The sequence below is a fragment of the Sphingobium sp. B11D3B genome, assembly GCF_025961735.1.
Lineage (GTDB): Bacteria > Pseudomonadota > Alphaproteobacteria > Sphingomonadales > Sphingomonadaceae > Sphingobium.
Genome location: NZ_JAOQOF010000001.1, coordinates 2,784,711 through 2,808,975 on the forward strand (window position 1 = coordinate 2,784,711; position 24,265 = coordinate 2,808,975).

The 24,265-nt window shown below is 66.2% G+C and carries 22 protein-coding genes; 8 read left to right on the top strand and 14 right to left on the bottom strand.

The window, feature by feature from the left end; all coding sequences use genetic code 11:
* Positions 1 to 10 precede the first annotated feature (10 nt).
* The 3 genes from odhB to lpdA are packed head-to-tail and all read left to right on the top strand — an operon-like array spanning position 11 to position 3,111.
* A complete protein-coding gene (odhB, locus tag M2333_RS12880; RefSeq protein WP_264612023.1) occupies positions 11 to 1,291 on the top strand; it encodes a 2-oxoglutarate dehydrogenase complex dihydrolipoyllysine-residue succinyltransferase in 1,281 nt (426 codons plus the stop codon).
* 50 nt (positions 1,292 to 1,341) lie between these two features.
* Positions 1,342 to 1,650, top strand: a complete 309-nt coding sequence (locus M2333_RS12885; RefSeq protein WP_264572326.1) for a GIY-YIG nuclease family protein — start codon at positions 1,342 to 1,344, stop codon at positions 1,648 to 1,650.
* 57 nt (positions 1,651 to 1,707) lie between these two features.
* Positions 1,708 to 3,111 carry a dihydrolipoyl dehydrogenase gene (gene lpdA, locus M2333_RS12890; RefSeq protein ID WP_264612024.1) on the top strand — a complete coding sequence of 468 codons (1,404 nt, stop codon included), beginning with the start codon at positions 1,708 to 1,710 and terminating at the stop codon, positions 3,109 to 3,111.
* Positions 3,112 to 3,255: 144 nt separating this feature from the next.
* Here the strand turns inward: lpdA and M2333_RS12895 are convergent, their stop codons facing one another.
* From M2333_RS12895 to M2333_RS12920, 6 genes are all read right to left on the bottom strand, one after another.
* A complete protein-coding gene (locus M2333_RS12895; protein ID WP_264612025.1) occupies positions 3,256 to 5,397 on the bottom strand; it encodes a transglycosylase domain-containing protein in 2,142 nt (713 codons plus the stop codon).
* A gap of 91 nt (positions 5,398 to 5,488) precedes the next feature.
* A complete protein-coding gene (gene msrB / locus M2333_RS12900) occupies positions 5,489 to 5,899 on the bottom strand; it encodes a peptide-methionine (R)-S-oxide reductase MsrB (protein WP_264572327.1) in 411 nt (136 codons plus the stop codon).
* Between the two features lie 202 nt (positions 5,900 to 6,101).
* The gene (locus tag M2333_RS12905) at positions 6,102 to 7,085 is read right to left on the bottom strand and encodes a DNA polymerase III subunit delta (RefSeq protein WP_264612026.1); all 984 of its coding nucleotides are present in this window, start codon (positions 7,083 to 7,085) and stop codon (positions 6,102 to 6,104) included.
* Positions 7,082 to 7,579, bottom strand: a complete 498-nt coding sequence (gene lptE, locus M2333_RS12910; protein ID WP_264593476.1) for an LPS assembly lipoprotein LptE — start codon at positions 7,577 to 7,579, stop codon at positions 7,082 to 7,084. The genes M2333_RS12905 and lptE overlap by 4 nt, the downstream gene beginning before the upstream one ends.
* Positions 7,579 to 10,134 (bottom strand): leucine--tRNA ligase, encoded by a 2,556-nt coding sequence (gene leuS, locus M2333_RS12915; protein ID WP_413716496.1) that lies wholly within the window; start codon positions 10,132 to 10,134, stop codon positions 7,579 to 7,581. Before leuS ends, lptE begins: the two co-directional genes overlap by 1 nt.
* A gap of 47 nt (positions 10,135 to 10,181) precedes the next feature.
* Positions 10,182 to 10,631, bottom strand: a complete 450-nt coding sequence (locus M2333_RS12920) for a DUF3576 domain-containing protein (protein ID WP_264574095.1) — start codon at positions 10,629 to 10,631, stop codon at positions 10,182 to 10,184.
* A gap of 349 nt (positions 10,632 to 10,980) precedes the next feature.
* On the opposite strand from M2333_RS12920, the gene M2333_RS12925 reads away from it, so the two are divergent.
* A complete protein-coding gene (locus tag M2333_RS12925; RefSeq protein ID WP_264612028.1) occupies positions 10,981 to 11,739 on the top strand; it encodes a hypothetical protein in 759 nt (252 codons plus the stop codon).
* A 153-nt stretch (positions 11,740 to 11,892) separates the two neighbouring features.
* Positions 11,893 to 13,188, top strand: a complete 1,296-nt coding sequence (locus M2333_RS12930; RefSeq protein ID WP_264612029.1) for an SGNH/GDSL hydrolase family protein — start codon at positions 11,893 to 11,895, stop codon at positions 13,186 to 13,188.
* Here the strand turns inward: M2333_RS12930 and M2333_RS12935 are convergent.
* Positions 13,181 to 13,717, bottom strand: a complete 537-nt coding sequence (locus tag M2333_RS12935; RefSeq protein WP_264574092.1) for a thiamine phosphate synthase — start codon at positions 13,715 to 13,717, stop codon at positions 13,181 to 13,183. The genes M2333_RS12930 and M2333_RS12935 overlap by 8 nt on opposite strands.
* 94 nt (positions 13,718 to 13,811) lie before the next feature.
* Here M2333_RS12935 and M2333_RS12940 point away from each other — a divergent pair, with 94 nt between their 5' ends.
* Entirely contained in the window at positions 13,812 to 14,489 is a 678-nt protein-coding gene (locus M2333_RS12940; protein WP_264612030.1) for a YggS family pyridoxal phosphate-dependent enzyme, read from the top strand.
* Between the two features lie 2 nt (positions 14,490 to 14,491).
* On the opposite strand, the gene M2333_RS12945 is transcribed toward M2333_RS12940, so the two are convergent.
* On the bottom strand, positions 14,492 to 15,070 hold the full coding sequence (locus tag M2333_RS12945) for an NADPH-dependent FMN reductase (protein ID WP_264604521.1): 579 nt from the start codon (positions 15,068 to 15,070) through the stop codon (positions 14,492 to 14,494).
* Positions 15,071 to 15,201: 131 nt separating this feature from the next.
* Here M2333_RS12945 and M2333_RS12950 point away from each other — a divergent pair, with 131 nt between their 5' ends.
* Complete coding sequence (locus M2333_RS12950) at positions 15,202 to 15,867, top strand: trimeric intracellular cation channel family protein (RefSeq protein ID WP_264612031.1); 666 nt, start codon at positions 15,202 to 15,204, stop codon at positions 15,865 to 15,867.
* On the opposite strand, the gene M2333_RS12955 is transcribed toward M2333_RS12950, so the two are convergent.
* Together M2333_RS12955 and sppA are read right to left on the bottom strand one after the other, a co-directional pair.
* Positions 15,843 to 16,241, bottom strand: coding sequence for a GFA family protein (locus M2333_RS12955; RefSeq protein ID WP_264612032.1), 399 nt, complete (start codon positions 16,239 to 16,241; stop codon positions 15,843 to 15,845). The genes M2333_RS12950 and M2333_RS12955 overlap by 25 nt on opposite strands.
* Before the next feature lie 2 nt (positions 16,242 to 16,243).
* The gene (sppA, locus tag M2333_RS12960) at positions 16,244 to 18,139 is read right to left on the bottom strand and encodes a signal peptide peptidase SppA (protein WP_413716528.1); all 1,896 of its coding nucleotides are present in this window, start codon (positions 18,137 to 18,139) and stop codon (positions 16,244 to 16,246) included.
* A gap of 172 nt (positions 18,140 to 18,311) precedes the next feature.
* Between sppA and M2333_RS12965 the strand changes: the two genes are divergently transcribed.
* Complete coding sequence (locus tag M2333_RS12965) at positions 18,312 to 19,775, top strand: glycosyltransferase family 39 protein (protein ID WP_264612034.1); 1,464 nt, start codon at positions 18,312 to 18,314, stop codon at positions 19,773 to 19,775.
* A 10-nt stretch (positions 19,776 to 19,785) separates the two neighbouring features.
* On the opposite strand, the gene M2333_RS12970 is transcribed toward M2333_RS12965, so the two are convergent.
* The 4 genes from M2333_RS12970 to M2333_RS12985 form a co-directional block, all read right to left on the bottom strand.
* A complete protein-coding gene (locus tag M2333_RS12970) occupies positions 19,786 to 20,919 on the bottom strand; it encodes a glycosyltransferase family 2 protein (RefSeq protein WP_319801309.1) in 1,134 nt (377 codons plus the stop codon).
* Positions 20,916 to 22,583: a hypothetical protein gene (locus tag M2333_RS12975; protein ID WP_264612035.1), complete on the bottom strand. Its 1,668-nt coding sequence runs from the start codon at positions 22,581 to 22,583 to the stop codon at positions 20,916 to 20,918. Before M2333_RS12975 ends, M2333_RS12970 begins: the two co-directional genes overlap by 4 nt.
* 85 nt (positions 22,584 to 22,668) lie before the next feature.
* On the bottom strand, positions 22,669 to 23,787 hold the full coding sequence (gene zapE, locus M2333_RS12980; protein WP_264574084.1) for a cell division protein ZapE: 1,119 nt from the start codon (positions 23,785 to 23,787) through the stop codon (positions 22,669 to 22,671).
* On the bottom strand, positions 23,784 to 24,248 hold the full coding sequence (locus M2333_RS12985; protein ID WP_181560956.1) for a GFA family protein: 465 nt from the start codon (positions 24,246 to 24,248) through the stop codon (positions 23,784 to 23,786). The genes zapE and M2333_RS12985 overlap by 4 nt, the downstream gene beginning before the upstream one ends.
* Between the last annotated feature and the right edge of the window lie 17 nt (positions 24,249 to 24,265).

The following is a 24,265-nucleotide window of genomic DNA, read 5'->3' on the forward strand; positions in this document are numbered from 1 at the left end:
GAGGAAAGACATGGCCACTGAAGTGAAAGTGCCGACTCTGGGTGAATCCGTCACGGAAGCGACGGTGGGCCAGTGGCTGAAGAAGCCCGGCGACGCGGTGAAGGCCGATGAGCCGATCGCCAGCCTGGAGACCGACAAGGTTGCGGTGGAAGTCCCCGCGCCGGTTGCCGGCGTGCTGGGCGAGCTGCTGGTGAAGGAAGGCGACACCGTGAATGTCGGCGCCGTCATCGCCACCGTGCAGGAAGGTGCGGCTGCGGCCAGCAAGCCCGCACCGGCCAAGGCGGAAGCCGCTGCGCCGGCCCCGGCCAAGACCGAGGCAGCTCCTGCATCGACGCCGACGCCCACCCCCGCGCCCGCGCAGGCCGCCCATGAGGGCGACAGCACGCTCGGCGCCATCACCCTCTCGCCTGCCGTGCGCCGGCTGGTGCTCGAGCATGGCCTCGACCCCAGCAAGATCAAGGGCACCGGCAAGGACGGGCGCCTGACCAAGGACGACGTGATGGCCGCCATCGCCGATGGCAGCGCCGTCGCGAGCGAGTCTGCCGTGGCCACCGCCGCGCCGGCACCGGCGACCGGCAGCTCCGGCCCGTCGCGCCATCAGGAGCGCGTGAAGATGACGCGCCTGCGCCAGACTGTCGCGCGGCGCCTCAAGGAAGCGCAGAACAACGCCGCCATCCTGACCACGTTCAACGATGTGGACATGAGCGCCGTCATCGCGGCGCGCGCCAAGTACAAGGATCTGTTCGAGAAGAAGCACGGCGTGCGCCTGGGCTTCATGGGCTTCTTCGTGAAGGCCGCGTGCATGGCGCTCAAGGATATTCCGGGCGTCAATGCGCAGATCGAGGGCGACGAGATCGTCTACAATGATTTCTGCGACATCTCGGTCGCGGTGTCGGCGCCCAACGGCCTCGTCGTGCCGGTCATCCGCAATGCCGAGACGATGAGCATCGCCGAGATCGAGAAGACCATCGCCGATTTCGGCAAGCGCGCCAAGGAAGGCACGCTGTCGATGGCGGACATGGCCGGCGGCACCTTCACCATCTCCAACGGCGGCGTGTTCGGCTCGCTCATGTCGACGCCGATCATCAACCCGCCCCAGTCCGGCGTGCTCGGCCTGCACCGCATCGAGGAGCGCGCCGTGGTGGTCGACGGCCAGATCGTCGCACGCCCGATGATGTATCTGGCGCTGAGCTACGATCACCGCATGGTCGATGGCCGCGAGGCCGTGACCTTCCTCGTCGCCCTCAAAAACGCCATCGAGGACCCGACCCGGCTGCTGATCGATTTGTGAGGCAGGCAAACATTGCAAACTAGTCCGTGCTCCTGCGAAGGCAGGAGCCCATCGGCGGAGATGAAACGACGAAACGTGGCTTCCTATATCTGATGGCCAGCAAGCCCAATGGCACGCTGTACCTCGGAGTCACGAGCGACCTTGTCGCGCGATGCCATCAACATCGCGAGGGCCATGTCGAAGGGTTCAGCAAACGCTATGGTTGCCGGCTCCTTGTTTGGTACGCAGTATATGACGATCTGCAGGAAGCGCGGCTGCGCGAACTGCAGATGAAGAAATGGAAACGGGCCTGGAAAGTCCGCCTGATCAGGGAGAACAATCCCGAATGGCGCGATCTGTGGTCGGTGATTGCGACCTAGCCGTGGGTTCCTGCCTTCGCAGGAACACAAAGCGGTGACCGGTCAATGGAGCGAGTAATGGCAGACCAGTTCGACTATGACGTTCTCGTAATCGGCGCCGGGCCGGGCGGTTATGTGGCGGCGATCCGCGCCGCGCAGCTTGGGCTGAAGACCGCCTGCGCGGAAAGCCGGGAGACGCTGGGCGGCACCTGCCTCAATGTCGGCTGCATTCCCTCCAAGACGCTGCTGCACGCCTCGCACCTGTTCCATGAGGCCAAGGATGGCGTGCTGGCCAAGCACGGCATCAAGCTGGGCTCCGTGTCGCTCGATCTGCCGGCGATGCTGGCGGACAAGGATGCGGCCGTGAAGGGCCTCACCGGCGGCATCGAGTTCCTGTTCAAGAAGAACAAGGTTGAATGGCTCAAGGGGCTCGCCAGCTTCAAGGACGCGCACAGCGTCGAGGTTGCCGGCAAGACCGTGACCGCCAAGAACATCGTTATCGCCACCGGCTCCAGCGTGACGCCGCTGCCCGGTGTCGAGATCGACAATGACAGGGGCGTGGTGGTCGATTCCACCGGCGCGCTGGCGCTCAAGAAGGTGCCGGATCATCTGGTGGTGATCGGCGGCGGCGTCATCGGCCTCGAACTGGGTTCGGTCTGGGGTCGCCTGGGCGCCAAGGTCACCGTGATCGAATATCTCGACCAGATCCTGCCCGGCATGGACGGCGAGGTGCGCAAGGAAGCCGCCAAGCTGTTCGCCAAGCAGGGTTTCGAGATCCGCACCGGCACCAAGGTGACCGGCGTTGCCGTCAAGGGCGGCAAGGCCAGCGTGACGGTCGAGCCGGCTGCTGGTGGCACCGCCGAGACGATCGAGGCCGATACGGTGCTGGTCGCCATCGGCCGCCGCCCGAACACGCAGGGCCTCGGCCTCGACAAGATCGGGCTGGAGCTGAACCAGCGCGGCCAGATCGAGACCGGTCCCGATTTCTCCACCAAGGTCGATGGCGTCTGGGCCGTTGGCGACGTGATTCCCGGCCCCATGCTCGCGCACAAGGCCGAGGATGAAGGCATTGCCGTCGCCGAGAACATCGCCGGCATGACCGGCATCGTCAATCATGACGTCATCCCCAGCGTCGTCTATACCAGCCCGGAGATCGCCGGTGTCGGCCTCACCGAGGAAGCCGCCCGCGAGAAGGGCGAGGTCAAGGTCGGCAAGTTCCCGATGATGGCGAACAGCCGCGCCAAGGCGATCAGCGCCACCGACGGCTTCGTGAAGGTGATCGCCGATGCCGAGACCGACCGCGTGCTGGGCGTGTGGATCGTCGCCGATCCGGCCGGCACGATGATCGCCCAGGCCGCGCAGGCCATGGAGTTCGGCGCGACGTCAGAGGACATCGCCTACACCTGCCACGCCCACCCGACGCACAATGAGTCGGTGAAGGAAGCCGCGATGGCGGTACTCGGTAAGCCCATCCACATGTGAATTGGCGTCCTGACCGGCTTGTCCGGTCAGGAGCTTCCCCTTTGCCCGCGTGTAAGCGTGTTCGCCAGCGAGGCTGAATGCTGGCGGAAGATTCGCGCACCTCTGGCGCCGCGCTGACAAGTCTTCCGGGGCTGAACCAGCCCCCTACTGCATCCCCGATGGCAGGATCGACGGCGATTCCCGCTGCGGCTGGGGCTGCGCGGGCGGTGCCTGACGCTGCTGCTGCGGCGGCCGTTGCTGGCCCGGCTGGGCGGGTGCCGGGCGCGCCGGGCGTTCGTCGCGGCCGAGGACTTCGTCGATCCAGCGCTGGTCGATCCGGCGCGGGGCTTCCGTGCCGCTGGTATCGCCCGGTGTCGCGCCTTCGGCACCGCTGCTCTGGCCCTCGGCAGGCGGCAGCGGCAGGCCATTCTCGTCCACCATCATGCCATTGTCGGGCGAGCCATAGGCCTCTTCGTCCGGTTCGAGCTGCCATTCGGGCAGCACCACCTCGGTCTCGAAATTCTCGACCGGGCGATTGGCCACGGCGGTGCGCATATAGGCCGCGAAGGCTCGTGCGGGCGCGCGCCCGCCGGCCAGGCCGCCCACGGTGCGATTGTCATCGCGGCCCATCCACACGCCGGTGGTGATGCCGCTGGAGAAGCCGACGAACCAGCCATCCTTGTTGCTGGTGGTCGTGCCGGTCTTGCCTGCGACAGGCCGGCCGATCTGGGCCGCGCGGCCCGTGCCGGTGTTCACCGCCGTCTGCATCAGATCGGTCATCCCCGCCGCGACCCAGGGCGCCACCAGCACGCGGCTGGTATCGTCCTCATGCTCATACAGGGTGGTGCCATCGGCCGTGGTCACCTTGAGGATGCCATAGGGCCGCACCGCCACGCCCTTGCGGGCAACGGAGGCAAAAGCCTGCGTCATGTCGATGAGGTGGACCTCGGACGTGCCAAGCACCATCGAGGGGTGGGTGTTGATCGTCGTGGAAATGCCGAACCGCCGCGCCATGTCGGCGACGGTCGAGAAGCCCACTTCCATGCCCAGCTTGGCGGCGATGGTATTGATCGAATAGGCAAAGGCGGTGCGCACGTCGATCTCGCCCACATTGCGGCGATTGTCGTTGCGCGGCGACCAGCCGTTGATCGTCACCGGACTGTCCACCACCCGCGTCTCGGGCGTGTAGCCGGCTTCCAGCGCCGAGAGATAGACGAACAGCTTGAAGGCCGAGCCCGGCTGCCGCTGGGCGACGGTCGCGCGGTTATAGTTGGAGCTGACATAATCCAGCCCGCCGACCAGCGCCCGCACCGCGCCATCGCGGTCGAGGCTGACCAGCGCACCCTGCGCGCCGCCCGGCACATTGCCCTTGAGCGCCGCCACGGCGGCCCGCTGCATCCGGGGATCGAGCGTGGTGTAGACGTCGAGCGGCTGCTCGCGCTCGTCGATCAGCGTATCGAGCTGCGGCAGCACCCAGTCGGTGAAGTAACGCACGCTGTCCTGCGCCTTCTCGGGCACCAGTCGCACGCTGTCGAGATCGGCGGCGGCCCGCTCGGCGCTGGTAAGGTCGCCATTGGCCGCCATCACGTCCAGCACCACACTGGCGCGGCCGGCGGCAGCATCGGCATCGGCCGTGGGCGAATAATGCGAGGGCGCCTTCACCAGCCCGGCGATGATCGCCGCTTCCTCGAGGCTGAGCGTCGTCGCGGGGTGATTGAAGAATTTGCGGCTCGCGGCATCCACGCCATAGGCGCCACCGCCGAAATAGACCTTGTTGAGGTACAGCTCCAGAATCTGGGACTTGCTGAACTTGCGCTCCATCGCCAGCGCCAGGATCATCTCGCGCAGCTTGCGGCCGGCGGAATAGCTGTTGTTGAGGAAGATGTTGCGCGCCAGCTGCTGGGTGATGGTCGACGCGCCCTGCAGACGCCGGCCCTCGCCACGACGGACATAGCCCACCCAGGCCGCGCGGGCGACGCCGATCGGATCGACACCGGGGTGCATGTAGAAGCGCTTGTCTTCCACCGAGACCAAAGCGCGGGTCATCACCTCGGGAATCTGCGAATGGTTGAGCCAGCGCCCATAGCTCGGCCCGAGCGAGACGAGCACCGAGCCGTCCGCGGCATGGACGCGGATCATCTGCCCATTGGGCGAGCTCTTGAGCGAGTCGAAGCTCGGCAGCGACTGCATCGCGATGACGACCGCAATCACCAGCGCGATCAGTCCCCCGATGGCGAGTGCGATGCCGACCTTGATCAGCCGGATGGTCCAGAGCCTGATCGAGCTCCCCGATTTTGCCTTGGCCATGCCTTGCCTTGTATCGCTCCGAACCGCTGCGTGCTGCAACTGTGCAGGACGCTACAAGCGTCCAGCGCCTTTACAAGCGCTGAATAGGATATCAATCGTCCTGTGCGGTGCCCTGCGGCTCGAAGTCCAGCGCGACGCTGTTCATGCAGTAGCGCAGGCCTTCCGGCCCCGGCCCGTCCGGAAAGACATGGCCCAGATGCCCGTCGCAGCGCGCGCAGCGCACCTCGACCCGGCGCATGCCGTGGCTCGTGTCGGTATATTCGCTGACCGCCTCATCTTCCAGCGGCGCGGTGAAGCTAGGCCAGCCCGAGCCGCTGTCATATTTATGCCCACTGTCGAACAGCGGCAGGCCACAACCGGCGCAATGATAGATGCCGGCATCCTTGAGCTTGTCATAGGCACCCGCAAAGGCGCGCTCGGTGCCGTGCTCGCGCAGCACATGATATTGCTCGGGGGTCAGGCGCTCGCGCCACTCGGCATCGCTGAGGTTCATCTTGTCCATGCGCGGAATATCGGGTGCCTGCCCGGGCGCGTCAATGGCACCGGGTTTGAGGGCAGAAACGCTTTCGTCAGCCCTTCTTTCGTCATCCCGGACTTGATCCGGGATCCCGCTGCCTTGAAGATCGCTGGCCCAGACAGATTAAGAAACCGGAAGCGCGGAATGCCGCCATTTGCAGGCCGTCAGCGCTGAATGTCGATTGGCCCTAGCGCTCGCGTGCGCCGAGCCGTGCGACATTGATCAACTCCTGCGCCAGCACCGTTTCGCCGATCTGGTGCGAGAGGCGGCTGGTGCGCTCGGCTTCGGCGAGGCGATGGATGGCCTTATCCAACGCCTCGGCACTCCAGCGACGCGCCACCTCCTCGTCGCCACGCCCGCCAAAGCGCGGCGCCTGTCCGCCCTGCGCCTGCGCAAAGCCGATCGCGCGTTGCAGGGTGAGGCGGGCAAGCCCCGCCAGCGAGCCGCCACTCTGGCGCAACCGGGCCATCTCATGCTCGGTGGCGCGGACATTGCCGGAGAGCACGACCATCGCCGCCTTGAAGAGCTGCTGGTCGCCCCCTTCGGCGCCCAGCGCATCCAGCGCCTCGGGCGTGGCGGCCTTGGGCTCCTCGGGCGAGGCATCCAGATACAGCGCCAGCTTCTCGATCTCGCCAGCCAGCAGTCCCCGCTCCGCGCCGGTCAGCCCAACCAGCCGACGGGCTAGATCGCCCGGCAGTTCCAGACCCAGCTCGCGCGCCATGCTGACCGCCAGCGCATCGGCATTGCGGCCCTCCGGCGCATAGCTGACGATGGCCATCACCGCCTTGTCGCCTTCGCACAGCTTGAGCAGCTTGCTTGTCTTGCGCAGATTGCCCGCGATCATCACCACCGGATTGCCGGTCGCGGGCGCCTGCAGCAGGGCTTCGACCGCCGGCACGACTTCCTCACCCGCCGGCTGCACGCGCACCCAGCGCTTGTCCCCGAACATGGAGATGGCGGCGGCCTCATCCGGCAGGCGGGCCGGGTCACTGCGCAGCGTCGCCCCATCCAGGTCGATCCGCTCGGCGCCCGCCCCCATGGCCTTGCCAACGCGCGCCGACAGCGCTTCGCTGCCGGCTTCATCCGGCCCGTACAGCAGATAGAGGCGGATGTTCGGCGCGGGGTCGTCCAGCGCCTTGAGCGCGGCCTGATTGTCCGCCCGCAGGCTCATTCGCGCGCGGCGAGCGCCACGCTGGCCAGCACGCGGTCGGCGACGATCTCGGTCAGTCGCTCCAGCGCGCTATCCTCGGCCGCAACCGTGGCATATTCGCTGGAGGCGACATCGATGCCGGCGTCCCAGCTTGAGGTCTCGTCCAGCACGGTCTTGCCATCCTGCGTGTCGACCAACTGGTATCGCGCGCGCAGGGTGCGGCGTTCGCGTGTCACCGTGTCATCGGCGCGCACGCCCAGACCCTCGATGCGATCATCGAGCTGCACCTTGAGCAGATAGCGCGGGGCGGCATCGCCCATGGCGGCCAGCCGGTCGTTGAGCGCATTGCGCATCAGCCAGCCGCTCTTGCCGGGGATCGGCTCCACCTGCACGCTCGCCAGCGCCTGCGCCGCAGCCCCGCTGCGCCCGCCGGCATACATGGGCTTCAATCCGCAGGCCGAGAGGCTGGCGGCAAGGGCGAGGCCCAGAATGAGGCGGGGGAAAGCGCTGGTCATCAGACGACCAGATTGACCAGACGATCCGGAACCACAATCACTTTCTTCGGCGCCCGGCCTTCAAGCTGCCGCGCGACATTGGGCGCGGCGAGCGCAAGGCTCTCCAGCGTGGCCTTGTCCGTGCCCTTGGCGACGGTGATCGTATCGCGCAGCTTACCCATCACCTGAATGGCGATGGTCACTTCGTCATCGACCAGCAAGGCCGGATCGACAGACGGCCACATGGCGTCGGCGATCAGGCCCTCATGGCCCATCTCGGCCCAGGCTTCCTCGGCGATGTGGGGCGTCATCGGCGCCACAAGCAGCGTCAGCGCGCGAATCGCCTCGGCGCGGGTGGCGGACGGCGCCGCCTTCTCGATTGCATTGGCCAGCTCGTAGATCTTGGCGACGCCCTTGTTGAAGGCCAGTGCCTCGATATCCCTGGCGACGCCGTCGACCGTCTGGTGCAGCTTGCGCTTGAGCGCCTTTTCCTCGCTGCCGTCGCCGGTTTCGCCGACCTGCCCGAAGATGCGCCACAAGCGATTGACGAAGCGCCATGAGCCCTCGATGCCGGCCTCGCTCCACGGCAGGTCGCGCTCAGGCGGCGAGTCCGAGAGCATGAACCAGCGCACCGCATCCGCGCCATAGCGCTCGATGATCTCGTCCGGGTCCACGACATTCTTCTTGGACTTGGACATCTTGATGACGCGGCCGATCTCGACCGGCGCGCCATCGGCCAGCAGCGTCGCGCCCTCGGCGGTGCGCGTCACTTCGCTGGGCGCGTAGTAGAGCGGCGGCAGGCCTTCGCCCTGCTTGCGGGCATAGGTCTCATGCGTGACCATGCCCTGCGTGAACAGGCTCTCGAACGGCTCGGCAACGCTGATCTTGCCGATATGGGCCAGCGCGCGCGTCCAGAAGCGGGCATAGAGCAGATGCAGGATCGCATGCTCGATACCGCCGATATACTGGCCGACCGGCAGCCAGCTCTCGGCCTCGGCGCGGTCGAACGGCTGGTCATCGGGCTGGCTGGCGAAGCGAATGAAGTACCAGCTCGAATCCACGAAGGTATCGAGCGTGTCGGTCTCGCGCACCGCAGCCTTGCCGCATTTGGGGCAATCGACATGCTTCCACGTCGGGTGCCGGTCGAGCGGATTGCCGGGGACGTCGAAGCTCACATCCTCGGGCAGCACCACCGGCAGCTGCGTCTTGGGGACGGGCACCACGCCGCAATCCGAGCAATGGATGAACGGGATCGGCGTGCCCCAGTAGCGCTGGCGCGAAACGCCCCAGTCGCGCAGGCGCCACACCGTCGTGCCCTTGCCCCAGCCCTCGGCCTCGGCGCGGCGGATGACTTCGGCCTTGGCCTCTTCCACCGCCATGCCGTCGAGGAAGCGCGAGTTCACGAGGCGACCGGGGCCGGTATAGGCCTCGTCGTGGATCGGCGCCTGCTCCTCGCCCTGCGGCGCGACGACGCGCTCCACCGGCAGCATATATTTGCGCGCGAAGTCGAGGTCGCGCTGGTCATGCGCCGGGCAGCCGAAGACGGCGCCCGTGCCATAATCCATCAGCACGAAATTGGCGACGAACAGCGGCAGCTTCCAGTCCGGATCGAGCGGATGGACAACGCTCAGGCCCGTGTCGAAGCCCTTCTTCTCCTGCGTCTCCAGGTCAGCCGCGGCGGTGCCCGACCGGCGGCATTCCTCGGCGAACGCGGCGAGATCGGCATTGTCCTGAGCGAGCGCCAGCGCAATCGGATGATCGGCGGCAATCGCTGCGAAGCTCGCGCCGAACAGCGTGTCCGGCCGCGTGGAGAAGACCTCCAGCTCCTGAATCTCGCCAACCGGCGTTTCCAGCCGGAACCGGAACTGCATGCCTTGCGACTTGCCGATCCAGTTCTCCTGCATCAGCCGAACCTTCTCGGGCCACTTGTCCAGCGTGCCCAGGCCGGCGAGCAGGTCGTCGGCGAAGTCGGTGATGCGCAGGAACCACTGGTTGAGCTTGCGCTTCTCGACCAGCGCGCCCGAGCGCCAGCCGCGGCCGTCGATCACCTGCTCATTGGCGAGCACGGTCATGTCGACCGGGTCCCAGTTCACCGCACTTTCCTTGCGGTAGACGAGGCCGGCCTCATACAGGTCGATGAACAGCGCCTGCTCCTGGCCGTAATAATCCGGCTCGCAGGTCGCCAGCTCGCGGCTCCAGTCGAGCGCGAAGCCCAGGCGCTTCAATTGCGCCTTCATCGAGGCGATATTGTCGCGCGTCCAGCTGCCCGGATGGATCTTCTTTTCCATCGCGGCATTTTCGGCGGGCATGCCAAAGGCATCCCAGCCCATCGGGTGCAGCACGTCATGGCCCTGCATCCGGCGGAAGCGGGCCAGCACGTCACCCATGGAATAGTTGCGCACATGGCCGATGTGGATGCGCCCGGAGGGGTAAGGGAACATCTCCAGCACATAGCTTCTCGGCGCGCCCTGGCGGGTGCCGGCCTTGAAGCTCTCCCTGTCGTCCCATACGGCCTGCCAGCGGGCGTCAGCCTGCGCAGGGTTGAAGCGTCTGTCGCTCACTCTCGCCTCGTTCATCAATAGGGCCGGTCCGGCCCCGTGACGGGCGCCGAGGCCGGGCTTTGTCAGCCGCTGATCGCGCGGCGCCGCAGGTCGCGGGCACGCGTCAGGATGATTTCTTCAAGCTTCTGGGTCGTCGCCGCCTGCACCGGGGCGTCGATCCACTGGCCGTTCTGCAGCATCTGGCGGCTGGCCGCCACGCGCAGGGCATCGGCCCGCAGATCCTGGTCGAGGATCGTCACCGTCAGCTTCATGCGCTCGTTCGTCGCGGCGGGATTGATGTACCAGTCGGTCAGGATCACGCCGCCGTTGGAATCGGTCTGGAGCAGGGGCATGAAGGACAGCGTCTCGAGGCTGGCGCGCCAGAGATAGCCGTTGATGCCGATGCTGGTCACGCGCGAGGCGGCCAGATCGGCCTTGGGGCGATCCTTCCCGCCACCGCAGCCTGCCAGCAGCCCGCAGGAAAGCGCCAGCAGCAGGCCGCCCTTCAAAGTCTTGTGTCCGCTCAGAACCATGCGTTGCCTATCCCGTGATGTCCGGTGGTGACCGGGCTCCCTGTCGATCAGCCTCTATAGTGAGGCAGGGCGGCGGCACAAGTGGCGGATTGCGCGGGCTCTGCCGCTCGCGCCGCTGCCGGCATCGGCCCGGCGCAATTTCAGTTGCGGTGGGTTGATTTTTGCAACCGTGTTGAACAATGGTCGTTTCACGAAGGGATTATAAGGGGATAACCGGCTCGCCGGTGGCCACTGTGGAGAATCGGTCACGCTTTCCAGCGAATCGTCTCTGCTTCTGGTCCGCGCTATCCCCTCATGATATAAGAACACAGACCGGCCCTCAAAATGGAGTCGGCGCAGGGAGCGAACGGTGACGGTGAAGACGGGAAAGATCGCGTTGGCGGGGGCTTTGACAGCCGCCCTTTCGCTCGCCCTCACCCCGGCGCTTTCCGCTGTTCTCGGTGCAGAATCGAAGGGCCTGGATCAAAGCGGCGTGTCGCTGAAGATGCTGGGCAGCATCGGTTCGTTCACGCCGGTCACCCATGACGAGAAGCTGGCCAAGGCCTATGCCCAGGCCGCACGCGAATCGCAGAGCAAGGGCTTCCGCTTCACGCCGACCAGTGGTTCGGCGGCCGGCAATCGCTCGCTGACCATTCTCGTCCGCACGCCCAACGCCATGGCCTCCGCGCTGGATGGCCGGTCCGAGCGGGTTCTGCCCAATCTCGGCGTCGCGCCTGTCGCATACCGGCTGGGCGTGACCAAGGGTCTCGCGCGGTTCACGCCGGGCACCCGCATCGAATCCTCCAGGCTCGACCCGATCATCGAGAAGTCGATCAGCGAGCCGGTCGCCAGCTTCACGCTGCGCCCGAAGCAGGAGCGCTTCTCGGCGAATGTCCAGCTTGAACACCGCGAAGTCGCTGCCGCCTCCCCGGCGGAAGATACGCCGGCCACGCTCGGCACCGAGCCCAGCTATGCCGTCGATCTGTCGAGCAGCTACTCGCTGACCCGCAACCTGAACCTGAAGGCAGGCGTGCGCTATGCCGGCCCGAACAACCGGCTTGCGCCGACCGTCACGGATCAGGCGCAGGACAGCCAGGCCGTCTACGTCGGGACCACATTCAAGTTCTAAGCCCGCCTGTGCGCTGACCTCTCGTTTGCGAACGCGATGAGTCGCGCCCGCAAGTGCTGTGGTTCTTCCGTCTCGATGATTGACACAGCGGCGCCCCACAAGGCAGCACCGCAGTGCAGGCCTTCAGATGGCGCCGCAACGGGGAGAGGGACTATGCGCATAAATCAGATCGCTCATCATCGTCGCGATCACGCCGAAAAAAGCCGGAGCGGACGCACGACGGGCATCGTCGCCATGGTCCTCGGCCTGCTTCTCTCGGCCGCCCCCGCCCGGGCAGACTGGATCACCAGCTGGTCCGCCGCGCCGGTCCGCCCCCGCACGGACCTTGGCCCGCTCATGGCGCCGAGAAGCTATAACAATCAGACGCTGGTGCAGACGCTCCGCATCGCGGCCGGCGGCAAGGCCCTGCGGCTGCGCCTCACCAATGCCTATGGCGAGAAGCCGCTGGAGATCGGCGGGGTGCGCATCGCCCTGCTCGATCCGCAAGGCGCCGAAGTGCCGGGCTCGGCGCGGATGCTGCGCTTCGACGGCGCGGCGACAGCCCGCATCCCGGCGCGCGCACCATTGCTGAGCGACAGCATCGACATGGCGGTGCCGGACCTCGCCCGCCTTTCCGTGCAGATTTATGTGCCGGGCGATACCGGCCCCTGCACCTGCCATGAAAGCGGGCTGGATACGCTGCGCGTCTCGCCGCCTGGCAATTATCTCGGCAAGCCCTTCGAGCCTGTGCAGCAAGGCCCGCACCGCCCCTTCCTCGCCGCCTTGGAAGTCGATGCGCAGGACGGTGCCGGGACGATTGCCATGCTGGCCGATTCGATCACCGACGGCATCGGCTCCACGCCCGGCGCGAACCGGCGCTGGCCGGACTTCCTCGCCGCCCGTCTGCTGGCGGCGAATCCCGGCAAGTGGGGCATCGCCAATCAGGGCATCAGCGGCAATCGCGTGCTCAGCGATGGCTTTGGCGATAGCGCGCTGGCCCGTCTGGACCGTGACATCCTCGCCCTGCCCGGCATCCGCTATCTGATCGTGTTCGAGGGCGTGAACGATCTTGGCATCGCCTTTGGCGCCGAGCGCATGGCCCAGCAGGCTGGCCGGCCCAATGTCCTCGCCGATGGCACCAAGGTAACGCTGGAGACGATGCTGGAAGGCTATCGCCAGATCGCCGAGCGGGCGCGGGCGCGCGGCATCACCGCGGTCGGCGCGACGATCGCCCCCTATAAAGGCGCGACCTACTGGACGCCGGAGGCCGAGGCCGTACGGCAAGGCATCAATGCCGCCATCCGCTCCGGTACGATCTTCGATGCCTGGCTGGATTTCGACGCCGCCTTTGCGGACCCCGCCAATCCCCAGCAGATGCGGCCCGGCTATCATATGGGCGACTTCCTGCACGGCACCGACGCGGGTTATGAGGCGCTGGCCGCGTCCATCGACCTCTCGCTGTTCAAATAGCGCCACCGCGCGGGCCACGTCTGGGCGTCAACCCGTCGATGGCCGCATAACCCACAGCCCCAAGGCGCCGCACCAAGGCGGCGTGGCGCGGGTGGACCCCGCCGAGCGCGATCACCGGCAGGGTCGCAAGCCGCGCGAGCGCCGCAAAGCGTGCAGGGCCGAGTGGTCGCGCGCCGGGGTGCGAACGCGTGCGAAACAGCGGCGAGAGCAGCACAACGTCCGCACCGGCGCCCTGCGCGGCCAACGCTTCCCTATGGCTGTGCGCCGGCGCGCTATGCAGCCAGCGCGAGTCGCGCGGCCCCCGCGCCGGACCATGATGGCCATCTGCCCCCCAGTGCCGGGCCATGTCCGCATCGCCGGCCAGCAGAATGCGGCAATGGCGCTTGCGCGCTGCCCGCCGCACCTGATTGAACAAGGCCCGCCGTGCGATGGGGTCGAGGCGATAATGGCGCAGCACAATGGCCGAATGGCGCGGCAGACGCGCGATGGCGCGCAGCAGATCGTCCGTCGCAACGCGCTCGTCGCTCATCAGCCACAAGGTTGGCAGGGGAGTGCGCGATTTGCCTTGGCCTGCGTGCATCGCGCCTTTTATAGCGGCGCCGATGAATGGGCAAAATAATCAAATGAGCGCTGAGGGCACGGCCGAGAGCCGGTTGGCACATGTGCGGGATGCGATTAGCAGGGTCGAGCGTGTCGCAAGTCGTCCCGCGGGGTCGGTGACGCTGATCGCCGTCAGCAAGACGCATCCGGCCGAGGCGGTGCGCCCGCTCATCGAGGCCGGGCAGCGCGTGTTCGGCGAAAACCGCGTGCAGGAAGCGCAGGCCAAATGGCCGGCGCTGCGCGAGGCCTGTCCCGATATCCGCCTCCACCTCGTCGGCCAGCTTCAGTCCAACAAGGCGGAGGATGCGGTCGCGCTGTTCGATGCCATTCATGGCGTCGACCGCGCCTCGCTGATCGCGGCGCTGGCCAAGGCCATGGACAAGGCGGGCCGCCGGCCGGACTGCTTCCTGCAGGTCAATATCGGCGAAGAAGAGCAGAAGGGCGGCTGCGCCATCGCCGATGTACCGGCCTTGCTGGCGCAGGCGCGCGCGGCGGACCTGCCGGTCGTCGGGCTCATGTGCGTGCCCCCCGCTGAGGTCGAGGCCGCGCCCTATTTCGCCCTGCTCGACAAGCTCGCCCGCGATCATGAATTGCCGGGCCGCTCCATGGGCATGTCCGGCGATTATGAGACGGCTGTGATGCTCGGCGCCACCCATGTGCGCGTGGGCACCGCTTTATTCGGCACCCGCGACGCCATCTGACGTCAGCCCGGCCTGCGCTGCGCTTTCACCGCGCCGGCCCACCATTCCAGCTCGTCCGCAAAGCCGGTGAAGCTGCGCACAAGCGCCGCGCCACCCGCGCCGCTTGGTTCGCCGGCCGCATCGAGGCTGTCCGTGATCCCACCGACTGCCACGCTGGCGGGAATCACGGCGATGCCCAGCGTCGTCAGCGTCGGGTGCCAGGCGTAGCTGGAGCGCGCGCCCGCCATCCGCCCTGCCGAATAGCTGACAATGCCGGCCGGCCGCCGCCGCCATTCCTGATAATAATGGTCGATGAGATTCTTGAGGCCCGGCTGCAGACCTGAATTATACTCGCCGGTGACGAACACGAAGCCATCGGCCGCGCTGATCTTGTCAGCCAGCGCCGTCATCTCGGCAGGGGCCGTGCCGGGCGCATAATCGGAGAGGCGCTTGTCCAGCATCGGCAGGCCGACCGCGCGCGCATCGATCAGCTCCACCTTATGGCCCCGTTCGGACAGCGTGCGCACGCAATAGTCGGCGAGCCTTATGCCGGCGCGCGCCTCCCGATAGGATCCATAGAAGACGAGAAGCGAAAGGCTCATATTGTCAGGCTCCGTGGCAATGTCGGCGCGAGCCTAGCAGCCTGTCCCATCCTGTGCGACTGGCGAAACGCCGTATCAGCCGAGGGGGCAGCAGAGATGGAAAGCCCGCCGAGCTGCGCTAAGGAAGGCGCATGACACCGCAGGATCTGCCCGTACCCGTCGATGCGCTGCTCTCCGCCATGGGGCTGGTGGGCATCTTCGTCTTTGCAGCCTCGGGCGCGCTGGCTGCGGCGCGCCTCGGCCAGACCCTCGTCACCTTCGCCTTCTTTGCCATCGCCACCGGCGTTGGCGGCGGCACGGTGCGCGATCTGCTGATCGGCGCGCCGGTCTTCTGGATTCACGATGTGCGCCCAGCGCTCATCTGCCTCGGTGCATCGCTGGTGGTGTGGATGACGCCCGAGCGCTGGTGGAGCGAGCGAGCGCTCGACTGGCTGGACGCCGTGGGGCTGGTTGCCTTCGCCGTGTTCGGCACCGCCAAGGCCATGAGCCTGGACATCCCGCCCTTCATCGGCGCGCTGATGGGCATCATCACGGCCTGTGTGGGCGGCATCATCCGCGATCTGCTGGCCGGCCACCCCTCCATCGTGCTGCGTCCGGAAATCTATGTGACCGCCGCCGCCCTGTCGGCGGGCCTCTATGCCCTGCTGGCCAGCATCGGCATCGCCGCCCCCTGGGCCGCCGTGCTGGCCGTCCTCGCCGGCTTCATCCTGCGCGCCGTTGCCATCGTGCGCGGCCTTGCGCTCCCGCATTATCGCACCGGCAACAGCCCGGATCAGGCGGGTGGCCCCTCGGGATAATGCGGCAGATCATCGGCCGATGTCAGCCAGCTCAGCGCGCTTGAGGTCCAGATATGCTCGGTCGGCGAGTAGCGCTCCGGTTCATCCAGACTGCCAATGGCAAGACCGATCACATTGGCCGAGGCGCGCTCCGAGAACAAGGTGGTGCCGCATGCGGTGCAGAAGCCGCGTCGCAAAGCCGCCGAGCTGTGATGCCATCCCACCGGACCTTCGATGCGGACGGCATCGAGCGGCACCAGCACCCGCGCATAAAGCGGTGCGCCCGTCGCCTTTTGGCAGAGCCGGCAATGGCAGGCGCGAATGTTGATCGGCGCCGCATCGGTCGCATAGCGGCAGGCACCGCACAGGCAGCCGCCGGTGATCGCGGCCGCCATTCTCAGAGCGGCCGCTGGGCAGCGCCAAGGAGGATGCCGAGCCAGCCGGCCTGCTCGCCCGACGTCATGGCGCTGGCGGGCGTAAAGGCGCGGCACTCCAGGCAGTCCGCGCGGATGGACGGCCCCTCGACCAGCCCCTGCAGATCACGCATGATGCGCACGGCAATCTGCCGCTGCTGCCGCGCCGCATAGCTCAGCAGATCGCGCGGCGCGGTGATGGCGGGCGCTCTGGCCTCCCCGCTCAGGAACATGCCGAGGAACTGCGCCAGCGAATCCGGCTCGGGGTCGAAATAGCGCGCGCTTGCCGCATCGCCGCTCAGCTTGGCGCGCCGCGCGGCTTCCGCCACGGCCTCTTCCAGCCCGCCGAAGCGGTCGACCAGCTTGAGCTGATGCGCCATGCCGCCGGCCCACACCCGGCCCTGCGCGATCTCGTTGACGCGCTGCGGCGTCATCTTGCGGTTGCTGGCGACCAGCCCGATGAACTTGCCGTAGATATCCTCCACGCTCGCCTGCGCCAGCGCGTTGAACTCGGGGCTCACCCCGCCGATCACATCCGGCTCGCCGGAGAGCGGCGTCGCCTTCACGCCGTCGCTGGTGATGCCGACCTTGGCGAGCGCATCCTCGAAGCTCGGCAATATGCCGAACACGCCAATCGACCCGGTGATCGTCGCCGGCTCGGCAAAGATCATGTCGCTGGCCGTGCTGACCCAATAGCCGCCGCTGGCCGCGACATTCCCCATCGAGACGACGATCGGCAGGCCCTTGGCGCGCGCCTGCGCCAGCGCGAGGCGGATTTCCTCCGCCGCCGCCGCCGATCCGCCCGGCGAATCGACGCGCAGCACCAGTGCCTTCACCGAATCCTCGGCCACCGCATCGTTGATGAGACTGGCGACGCTGGTGCCCCCGGCTTGGCCGGGCGCCGCTTCGCCATCCACGATTTCTCCGGCGACGGTGACGACGCCGACCTGCCCGCCGCTGCCTTCCTTATGCTTGCGCAAATAGCCCTCGAACGGGATGGCGGCATAATCGCCCGGCCGCGGGTCGCTCGCCTCCCCGACGATTTCGGCAACATGATTGCCGAACGTCACCGGGTCGCCGAGCTTGTCGACCAGCCCCGCCGCCTGCGCCGCCTTGGCGGTATCGCCGCCATTGGCGCGCAGCAGCGCCAGCGGATCGGCCAGATAATCCCGCACCCGCGCCGCCGGGCGCGCCTTGCCGACATGCGCCAGCCAGTCGGACCAGATCGCCGTCACCAGCGCCTCATTGGCGGCGCGCGCCTCGGGCGATTGTTCGGCCTGCGTATAGGGCTCCACCGCGCTCTTGAAGCTGCCGACGCGGTAGACATGCGCCTTCACCCCCAGCCGGTCGATCAGGCCCTTGAAGTAGAGATTGCTCCCGCCCGGCCCGGTCACCCCGACCATGCCGAGCGGATCGAGCCACACCTCGCTGGCATGGGCGGCCAGCATGTAGCTGGCATCGTCATAATAAGAGGCGCGGGTGAGCACCGGCTTGCCCGCCGCGCGCACCTTGTCGAGCGCCTCGCCCACGCGCTGCATCGCGACCTGACCGCCGCCGCCAAAGCCATCCAGATCGAGCACCACGGCCTTGATCGCGCTGTCGCCGGCCGCCGCCTCGATGGCGCGCACCACGTCGCGCAGGCGATACTCGCCCGACCCGCCGGTGCCCGCGACCATCGCATATTGATCGATCGGCCGCGGCTGCTCGACGATCGGCCTGTCCAGCGCAAGATAGAGCGCGCCGCTGGCCGGAAAGCTCTCTTCCATCCGCGCCGCCTTGAGGCCGGCATAGAGCATCGCGAAGAAGAGGATGAGGAAGAGCAGGACCAGCGCGTCCTTCACCCCCATCATGATTTTCCAGGCAGTTTTCACAAGACTCAGCACGTTGGCGGCTCCTTTGCCGCTTCGCTAGCGCATCTTCCTGCCCGATGCACGTTCCCGTCAGATGCAGGCACCTCCGAAGAGCACGCTCAGTCAGGGCGCTCACTGAACAAGGGTTGTTCTTTGCGGCTTGCGGGAATGTGGATATGCAGCAGCCGGGTGGGGGGACCATATGTCAAGTTTTGCTGCATGGATTGGGGATCGGACCTATCGACAGGCGGGCCTTCTGGCCTTTCTGGTTTCTCTCGCGGCCGTGGTCCGACTGTTCTGGATAGAGCATCCGGTTCTTTGGCAAGATGAGATCTTCACCTGGCTCTATACCCGCGAAACTTACGCCCACCACTTCTCGCTTCATCGCACCACGGATGTACATCCGCCGACCTTTACCGTCCTGCTCAAGGCCTGGATATCCGTATTCGGTGACAGCCGCACTGCGATGCGCGCGCTACCGGCGTTCATCGGTGCTCTTTCTGTGCCTGCACTCTTCCTGATTGCGCGGAACTGGCTCGGCCTGCCGGCAGCGATCCTCGCCGGACTGTTTTTCATTTTTCACCCGCTGAATGTTCATTACACCCGGGAAATCCGCTTTTACGGCGTCATTGCCTTCGCAATGCTGTGGGCAACCTACTTCTACCTCGAGTTGCTCCGACAGCGCGACATGCCGAGGACGAGACAGTGGCGATGCGCCATTGGCTTTACACTCTTCCTCGCCCTTACATTTTACCTCCAATATGTCTCGCTGCTCTTCATGGTCCTCTTTGGCGCAGCAACGCTTCTGCTGCTGATTTATGATCGCGACTGGCGACTGTTTTGGCTGCTGAGTGCGTGCATCGCCGTCGCGGCCCTGCTGTGCATTCCACAGTCGGTCCATTTTCTGGGCTACGCGATGACGGAAGGTGCGGTCCGCAACAGCTGGATCGCACCCACAGACGTGAAGGTCTTCTACGAACAGACGATGACGGCCATCGCCTTTCCGGCGCTCGCCAAGATCGTTGTTGTAAGTCTGTATGTCTTCGGGGCCCTGCAACTGTGGAAGCAATCCCCGCGGCTGTTCATCTTCATGATGACCTTTCTGGTGCTGGGGCCACTTCTCTTCGCCCTTGTCGGCGTCTTCAAGCCTATCTACCTCGCGCGATCGTTCATGGGCGCTCTCGTGATGTTGCCGATTTTGCTCGCTTTTTCCGTGATGAGCCTGCCGCGCAGCTTGCGCCCGCTCGTGCTCCTCCTCCTCGCGATCGCTCATATCTGGGCGCTTCTGCCTGACTACCCTGCACACCGCCTGCCCAACCCTGGAGAGGCGATTGCCGCTAAGGCTTCAGGTTGGCGCGGCGCGACCGTCTATTATGATGAGCAGCTCACGCGCGAGCTCGCCGCCTACCGACTGCCTGCCTCGACTTGGCATGTGCTTAGCCGGAGAAGCCCGGAGGCGGATGAAGTCGCAATTGCCAGTCAGCTTAGGCGGTGTGCCGATGCCATCAACAAGTGTCCGCCAACGATCCTGGTTTTTGAACAGCGTCCGCCGTTCGATTCCGATTTGGGCGAGGCTTGGAGCGCCATGGTTACCCGGTTAGCGCGAATTAGCCCGGTCCGGGACGACCGGACCGAGGCTTACCACCGCTTCGTTATGTTCGAATGATCTGCTGCGCTCAGCCCTTCTTCTTCCAGGTGAAGAAGGCGGACATCACATAATTCCACACCACGCTGACCAGAATGCCTGCCAGTGCGGAGAGTGCCCAGTAGCCATTGTTGACGAACAGCCAGTCTGCCACGCCGACATTCGCCGCAGCACCGAAGGCACAGACGAGATTGAAGGTGATCCAGCCGCGCAGCAATCCCCAGCCCTGCAGGCGCTGGTCGCGGTAGGTGAACATGTTGTTGAGCAGGAAGTTGCTGGTGATGGCGACGAGCGTCGCTGCGGTCTGCGCCACCGCGAAGCTCATGCCCAGCGCCACGAACAGCAGCGTCAGCACGGCAAAGTGGACGACCACACCCGTGCCGCCGACCATGGCGAAGCTCAGGAAGCGGACGGGCACGATATGGCCCACCGCCTTGTCCATGAGCAGCTGTACATATTCCCACAGCACCAGGCTATCGAGCTTGCTCTCGCCGAACTGGCGCGTGCGGAAGGTGTAGGGCACTTCCGCGACCCGCAGCGGCGTTGGTGCGCTGGCCGCGATATCCAGCAGGATTTTGAAGCCCACCGTGGAGAGATTGGGCAGCGAGCGCATGAAGGCATCCCGCCGCATCATCATGAAGCCGCTCATCGGGTCGGAAATCGGCGTCTTGGTCAGCTTGAGCGCCAGCTTGGTGGCGAACTGGCTCATCCGCTGGCGGCTCTCGCTCCAGTCGCCCATGCCGCCGCCTTCGACATAGCGGCTGCCGACCATCAGATCGACATCGTCCGCCCTGATCCGCTCGAACATGATCTTGAGCACGCTCTCATCGTGCTGAAGATCGGCATCCATGATCGCCACATAAGGGGCGGACGTCGCAAGAATGCCCTCGACACAGGCGCTCGACAGGCCGCGCCGCCCGAAGCGATGGAGAATGCGCACACGCGGATCGCGCTGAGCCAGCGCCCGCACCTTGCCGGAGGTATCGTCGGGCGAATTATCGTCCACGAACACCAGCTCCCAGGCGACGCCCGGCAGGGCCTTGTCGACCAGATCGGCGAGCAGGGCCACATTCTGCGCTTCGTTGAAAGTCGGAACGACGATCGCAAGCTCGGCCGGAAGCATCTGCGCCGCGACCGGAGCGTCTGTCATGGTCTGGATGGTCACTCGGAAAGGTCCTCAATGGCTGGCGCGGCGGGTTGACGGGTCGGCGCTGATGCAGGGTCGGGATGATGGTACAGCGTACCGGTGAAGGCGAAATTACCGGGACGATCGATTGTTTCCGCCGGGCGCCATCCAGCCGCCGTCAGGGCGGGGACCAGATCCCTCGCCGGCGCGGGCGTCTCCCCCCGCGCCAAGGCGCGCAGATCGTTGTGGCTCTTCAGTTCGACATGGCTGACCAGCAACGTGGCGTGGTCGGCCAGCGCCGTCAGCGGCTGCGGCGGCCCACCCGGATCGCCGCCGCGCGTGATCCGAATCGCGGATTGCCCGTCCGCCGTCAGCAGCCATTGCGGCAGATCGTCGCGATGGGTGCGATAGAGCGGGAAATAGGCCCATGCCCAGGCATCGCCAACATGCAGCACAGCGAGCGGCTTCTCCGCCTTGGCCACCATGGCCTCCAGCGTGCGCGAAGGCCCGTGGATGAACCAGTCGGCCCGCACCAGGAACATGACCAGCGCCGCCGCACTGCCAATGACCAGCAGGGCGGTGCCTGCGTGGCGAACCCAGTCGGCGATCCGCCCGCGCTTCGCAATGGCCCCGTCAGCGGCGAGCGCGAGGATCACCGCGAGCGGCGCCAGCATCCAGATATTATAGCGCGGCGCGAGCGCATCGAATTGCGAGACCAGCAGCGCCGCCGCGATGGTCACGATCATGCCCGCGGCCAACGTCAGGATCAGGCCGATGACCGGATCGTGGCGGATGGCTGTTCCGCGTGTCGCAACCTGCCCACCAAGGCCGACTGCCGCGACGAGCAGAAGGATGGCGCCACCCGCAAAGCACAAGGCGGCCACCGGCAGATCGACCAAGGTTGCGCCACTCACCAGCATCTGCGCCAGAAAGGCCGCGATATCGCCCAGACCGACGCCGCCGGCCGGCGCGGCGGAACCGGGCGCCGGCGAACTCAGATTGGCCGCACCCAGAACGAAGGGCGCCAGTCCTGCCCACAGCAGCAACAGCAGCGCATAGGCCAGCACCACCCGCACGGCGGCGCGCATAGTCCGCGCATCGATGAAGATGGCCAGCGTATAGGCCGATGTCGCAACGATGCCGAAGAAGTGCGTGTAGCCGCTCAGCACACCGAGCAGCACGAACAGGCCCAGCCGCCGCACGCTTTGCGCCACGTCGCCGCGAATCACCATCGCCGCCTGCGCACAACTGATAGCGAGAAGGATGGGATAGGCGCGGATTTCGACGGCCATGGAGACCAGGCGGGGGGAAAGCACCAGCAGCAGCCCGGCAATCAGGGCCGCGCGCAACCCGTAGCGGGATGCCAGCGCGCGCATCAGGATCAGGATGCCGCCGGCCGTGATCGCGGCATGATAAAGCCGGAACGCCAGTTCATTGGCGCCCCACAGGTGCCAGCCGATCATATCGATAAAGTAGCTGAGCGGCGGCATCCGGTCGTCCGGCACGCCGAACCCGGCATCATAGCCGCCGGCCAGCCAGGAGAGCAGCGTGCCGGGCGCGAGGGTGACGCCGGACATCTGGGTCGTCTCGTCGATCCAGATATTCTGGAGGCGCGCGAAGAGGACTGCCGCGATGGCAAAAATCACGAGGACGGGCGTGGCCGCAAGCCAAAGCCGTCCTGCACCGCTGGACCCCTGCTTCATTGATTCCCCACGTCCCACAGGCCCGCCGGCCCGCATATCAGATCATCATTCAGCCAGCCGCTAGCACCGGCAGCCTAATTTTACGTCAACTGGCGTGCGCGCCATGGCCGAGCGCGAGATACTCCAGCGACTGCATTTCCATCAGGCGGGAGACCGTCCGCTCGAACTCGAACTTGCCATCCCCCTGCGGATAGAGATGCTGCGGCAGGGCGTCCGCACCGGCGATCAGCTTGACCTTATGCTCGTACAGGGCGTCGATCAGCGTAACGAAACGCGCGGCCTCGTTGCGGTTTTCCGGGCCGAGCACCGGAATGCCGACGATGATGACGCTGTGGAAGCGCCGCGCAATGGCAAGATAATCCGCCGCGCCGCGCGCTTCTCCGCACAGGCGCTTGAAGGAAAACACCGCCACGCCCTTGAGGCTCTTGGGCACCTGCAGGCTGCGCCCGCCACCGACGCTCAATTCCTCGCTCGGCACATTGGCGCTGTCTTCGGGCGGATAATCCGTCAGGCGGAAGAAGATTTCGCGCAGCTTGGCGGTGGTCTCATCGCCATTGGGGACATGCCAGATGTCCATGCCGCCCAGCCGATCCAGCCGATAATCGGTCGGCCCGTTGAGCGGCACCACGTCGAGGCGCGCCTTGAGCAGATCGATAAAGGGCAGGAAAAGCTCGCGGTTGAGCCCATCCTTGTAGAGATCGTCCGGCGCGCGGTTGGAGGTGGCGACCAGCGTCACCCCGGCATCGAACAGCGCGGTGAACAGGCGGGACATGATGGCGGCATCCGCCATGTTGTTGACCACCATTTCATCGAACAGCAGCACCTTGGCCTCGGCCGCGAGTTGCGCGGCGACGGGTGCAATCGGGTCGCCGCTCTCGCTCTCGCGCACCGCCCTCAGCCGCGCATGCACATCGAGCATGAACTCGTGGAAGTGGATGCGGCGCTTGGCGGGGCCATCCAGGCAATCGCGCATCAGGTCCATCAGCATGGACTTGCCGCGCCCGACGCCACCCCAGAGGTACACGCCGCGGATCGGCTCGGGCGCCTTGCGGAGCATCCGCCAGAGCACGGAGCCTTTCTTCGGCGCGGCTTCCAGCTCCTGCTGCAGCCGGTCGAGCCGGATCGCGGCAGCGCGCTGATCCGGATCGGGTTTCAGCTCTCCAGCGGCGATAAGGTCGTCATAACAGGAGAGCAGGCCACTCATGCGTCGCGCGGGGAGGCCTCCGCCGGGGCGCTGTGCTGCACGCGCGGTTGCATGATCTCATATTTGGGCAGAGCCGGGTCGAAATAGTCCCAGGCCACGGCATCCTTCATGTAGATGACGCTTTGCGGCGACACGCGGTCGGGCTCGTCGAGAGACCCGGCCTGCACCATGATGAACTCGCCCGGCAGCGTGCCGGAGGTGAAAATCCGCCCGCCGCATGTTCCGCAGAAATGCCGCGTCACATCCCCGCCGGTATCGCCATGGTTGGTATAGGTCTTGGGCGTGCCCTCGATGGCGAGCTGGCTGTTATGAATGCCGATGATCGTGGTGTGGCCGGTGCCGGTCGCCTTCTGGCAATCCTTGCAGCAGCATTGGGACACCCACAGCGTCGGCCCGGTCAGCTTGTAGCGGAGCTCTCCGCACAGGCAGCCGCCATCCAGAACTTCGCCTTCCTTCACCATCGCCGATCTCCGAATTG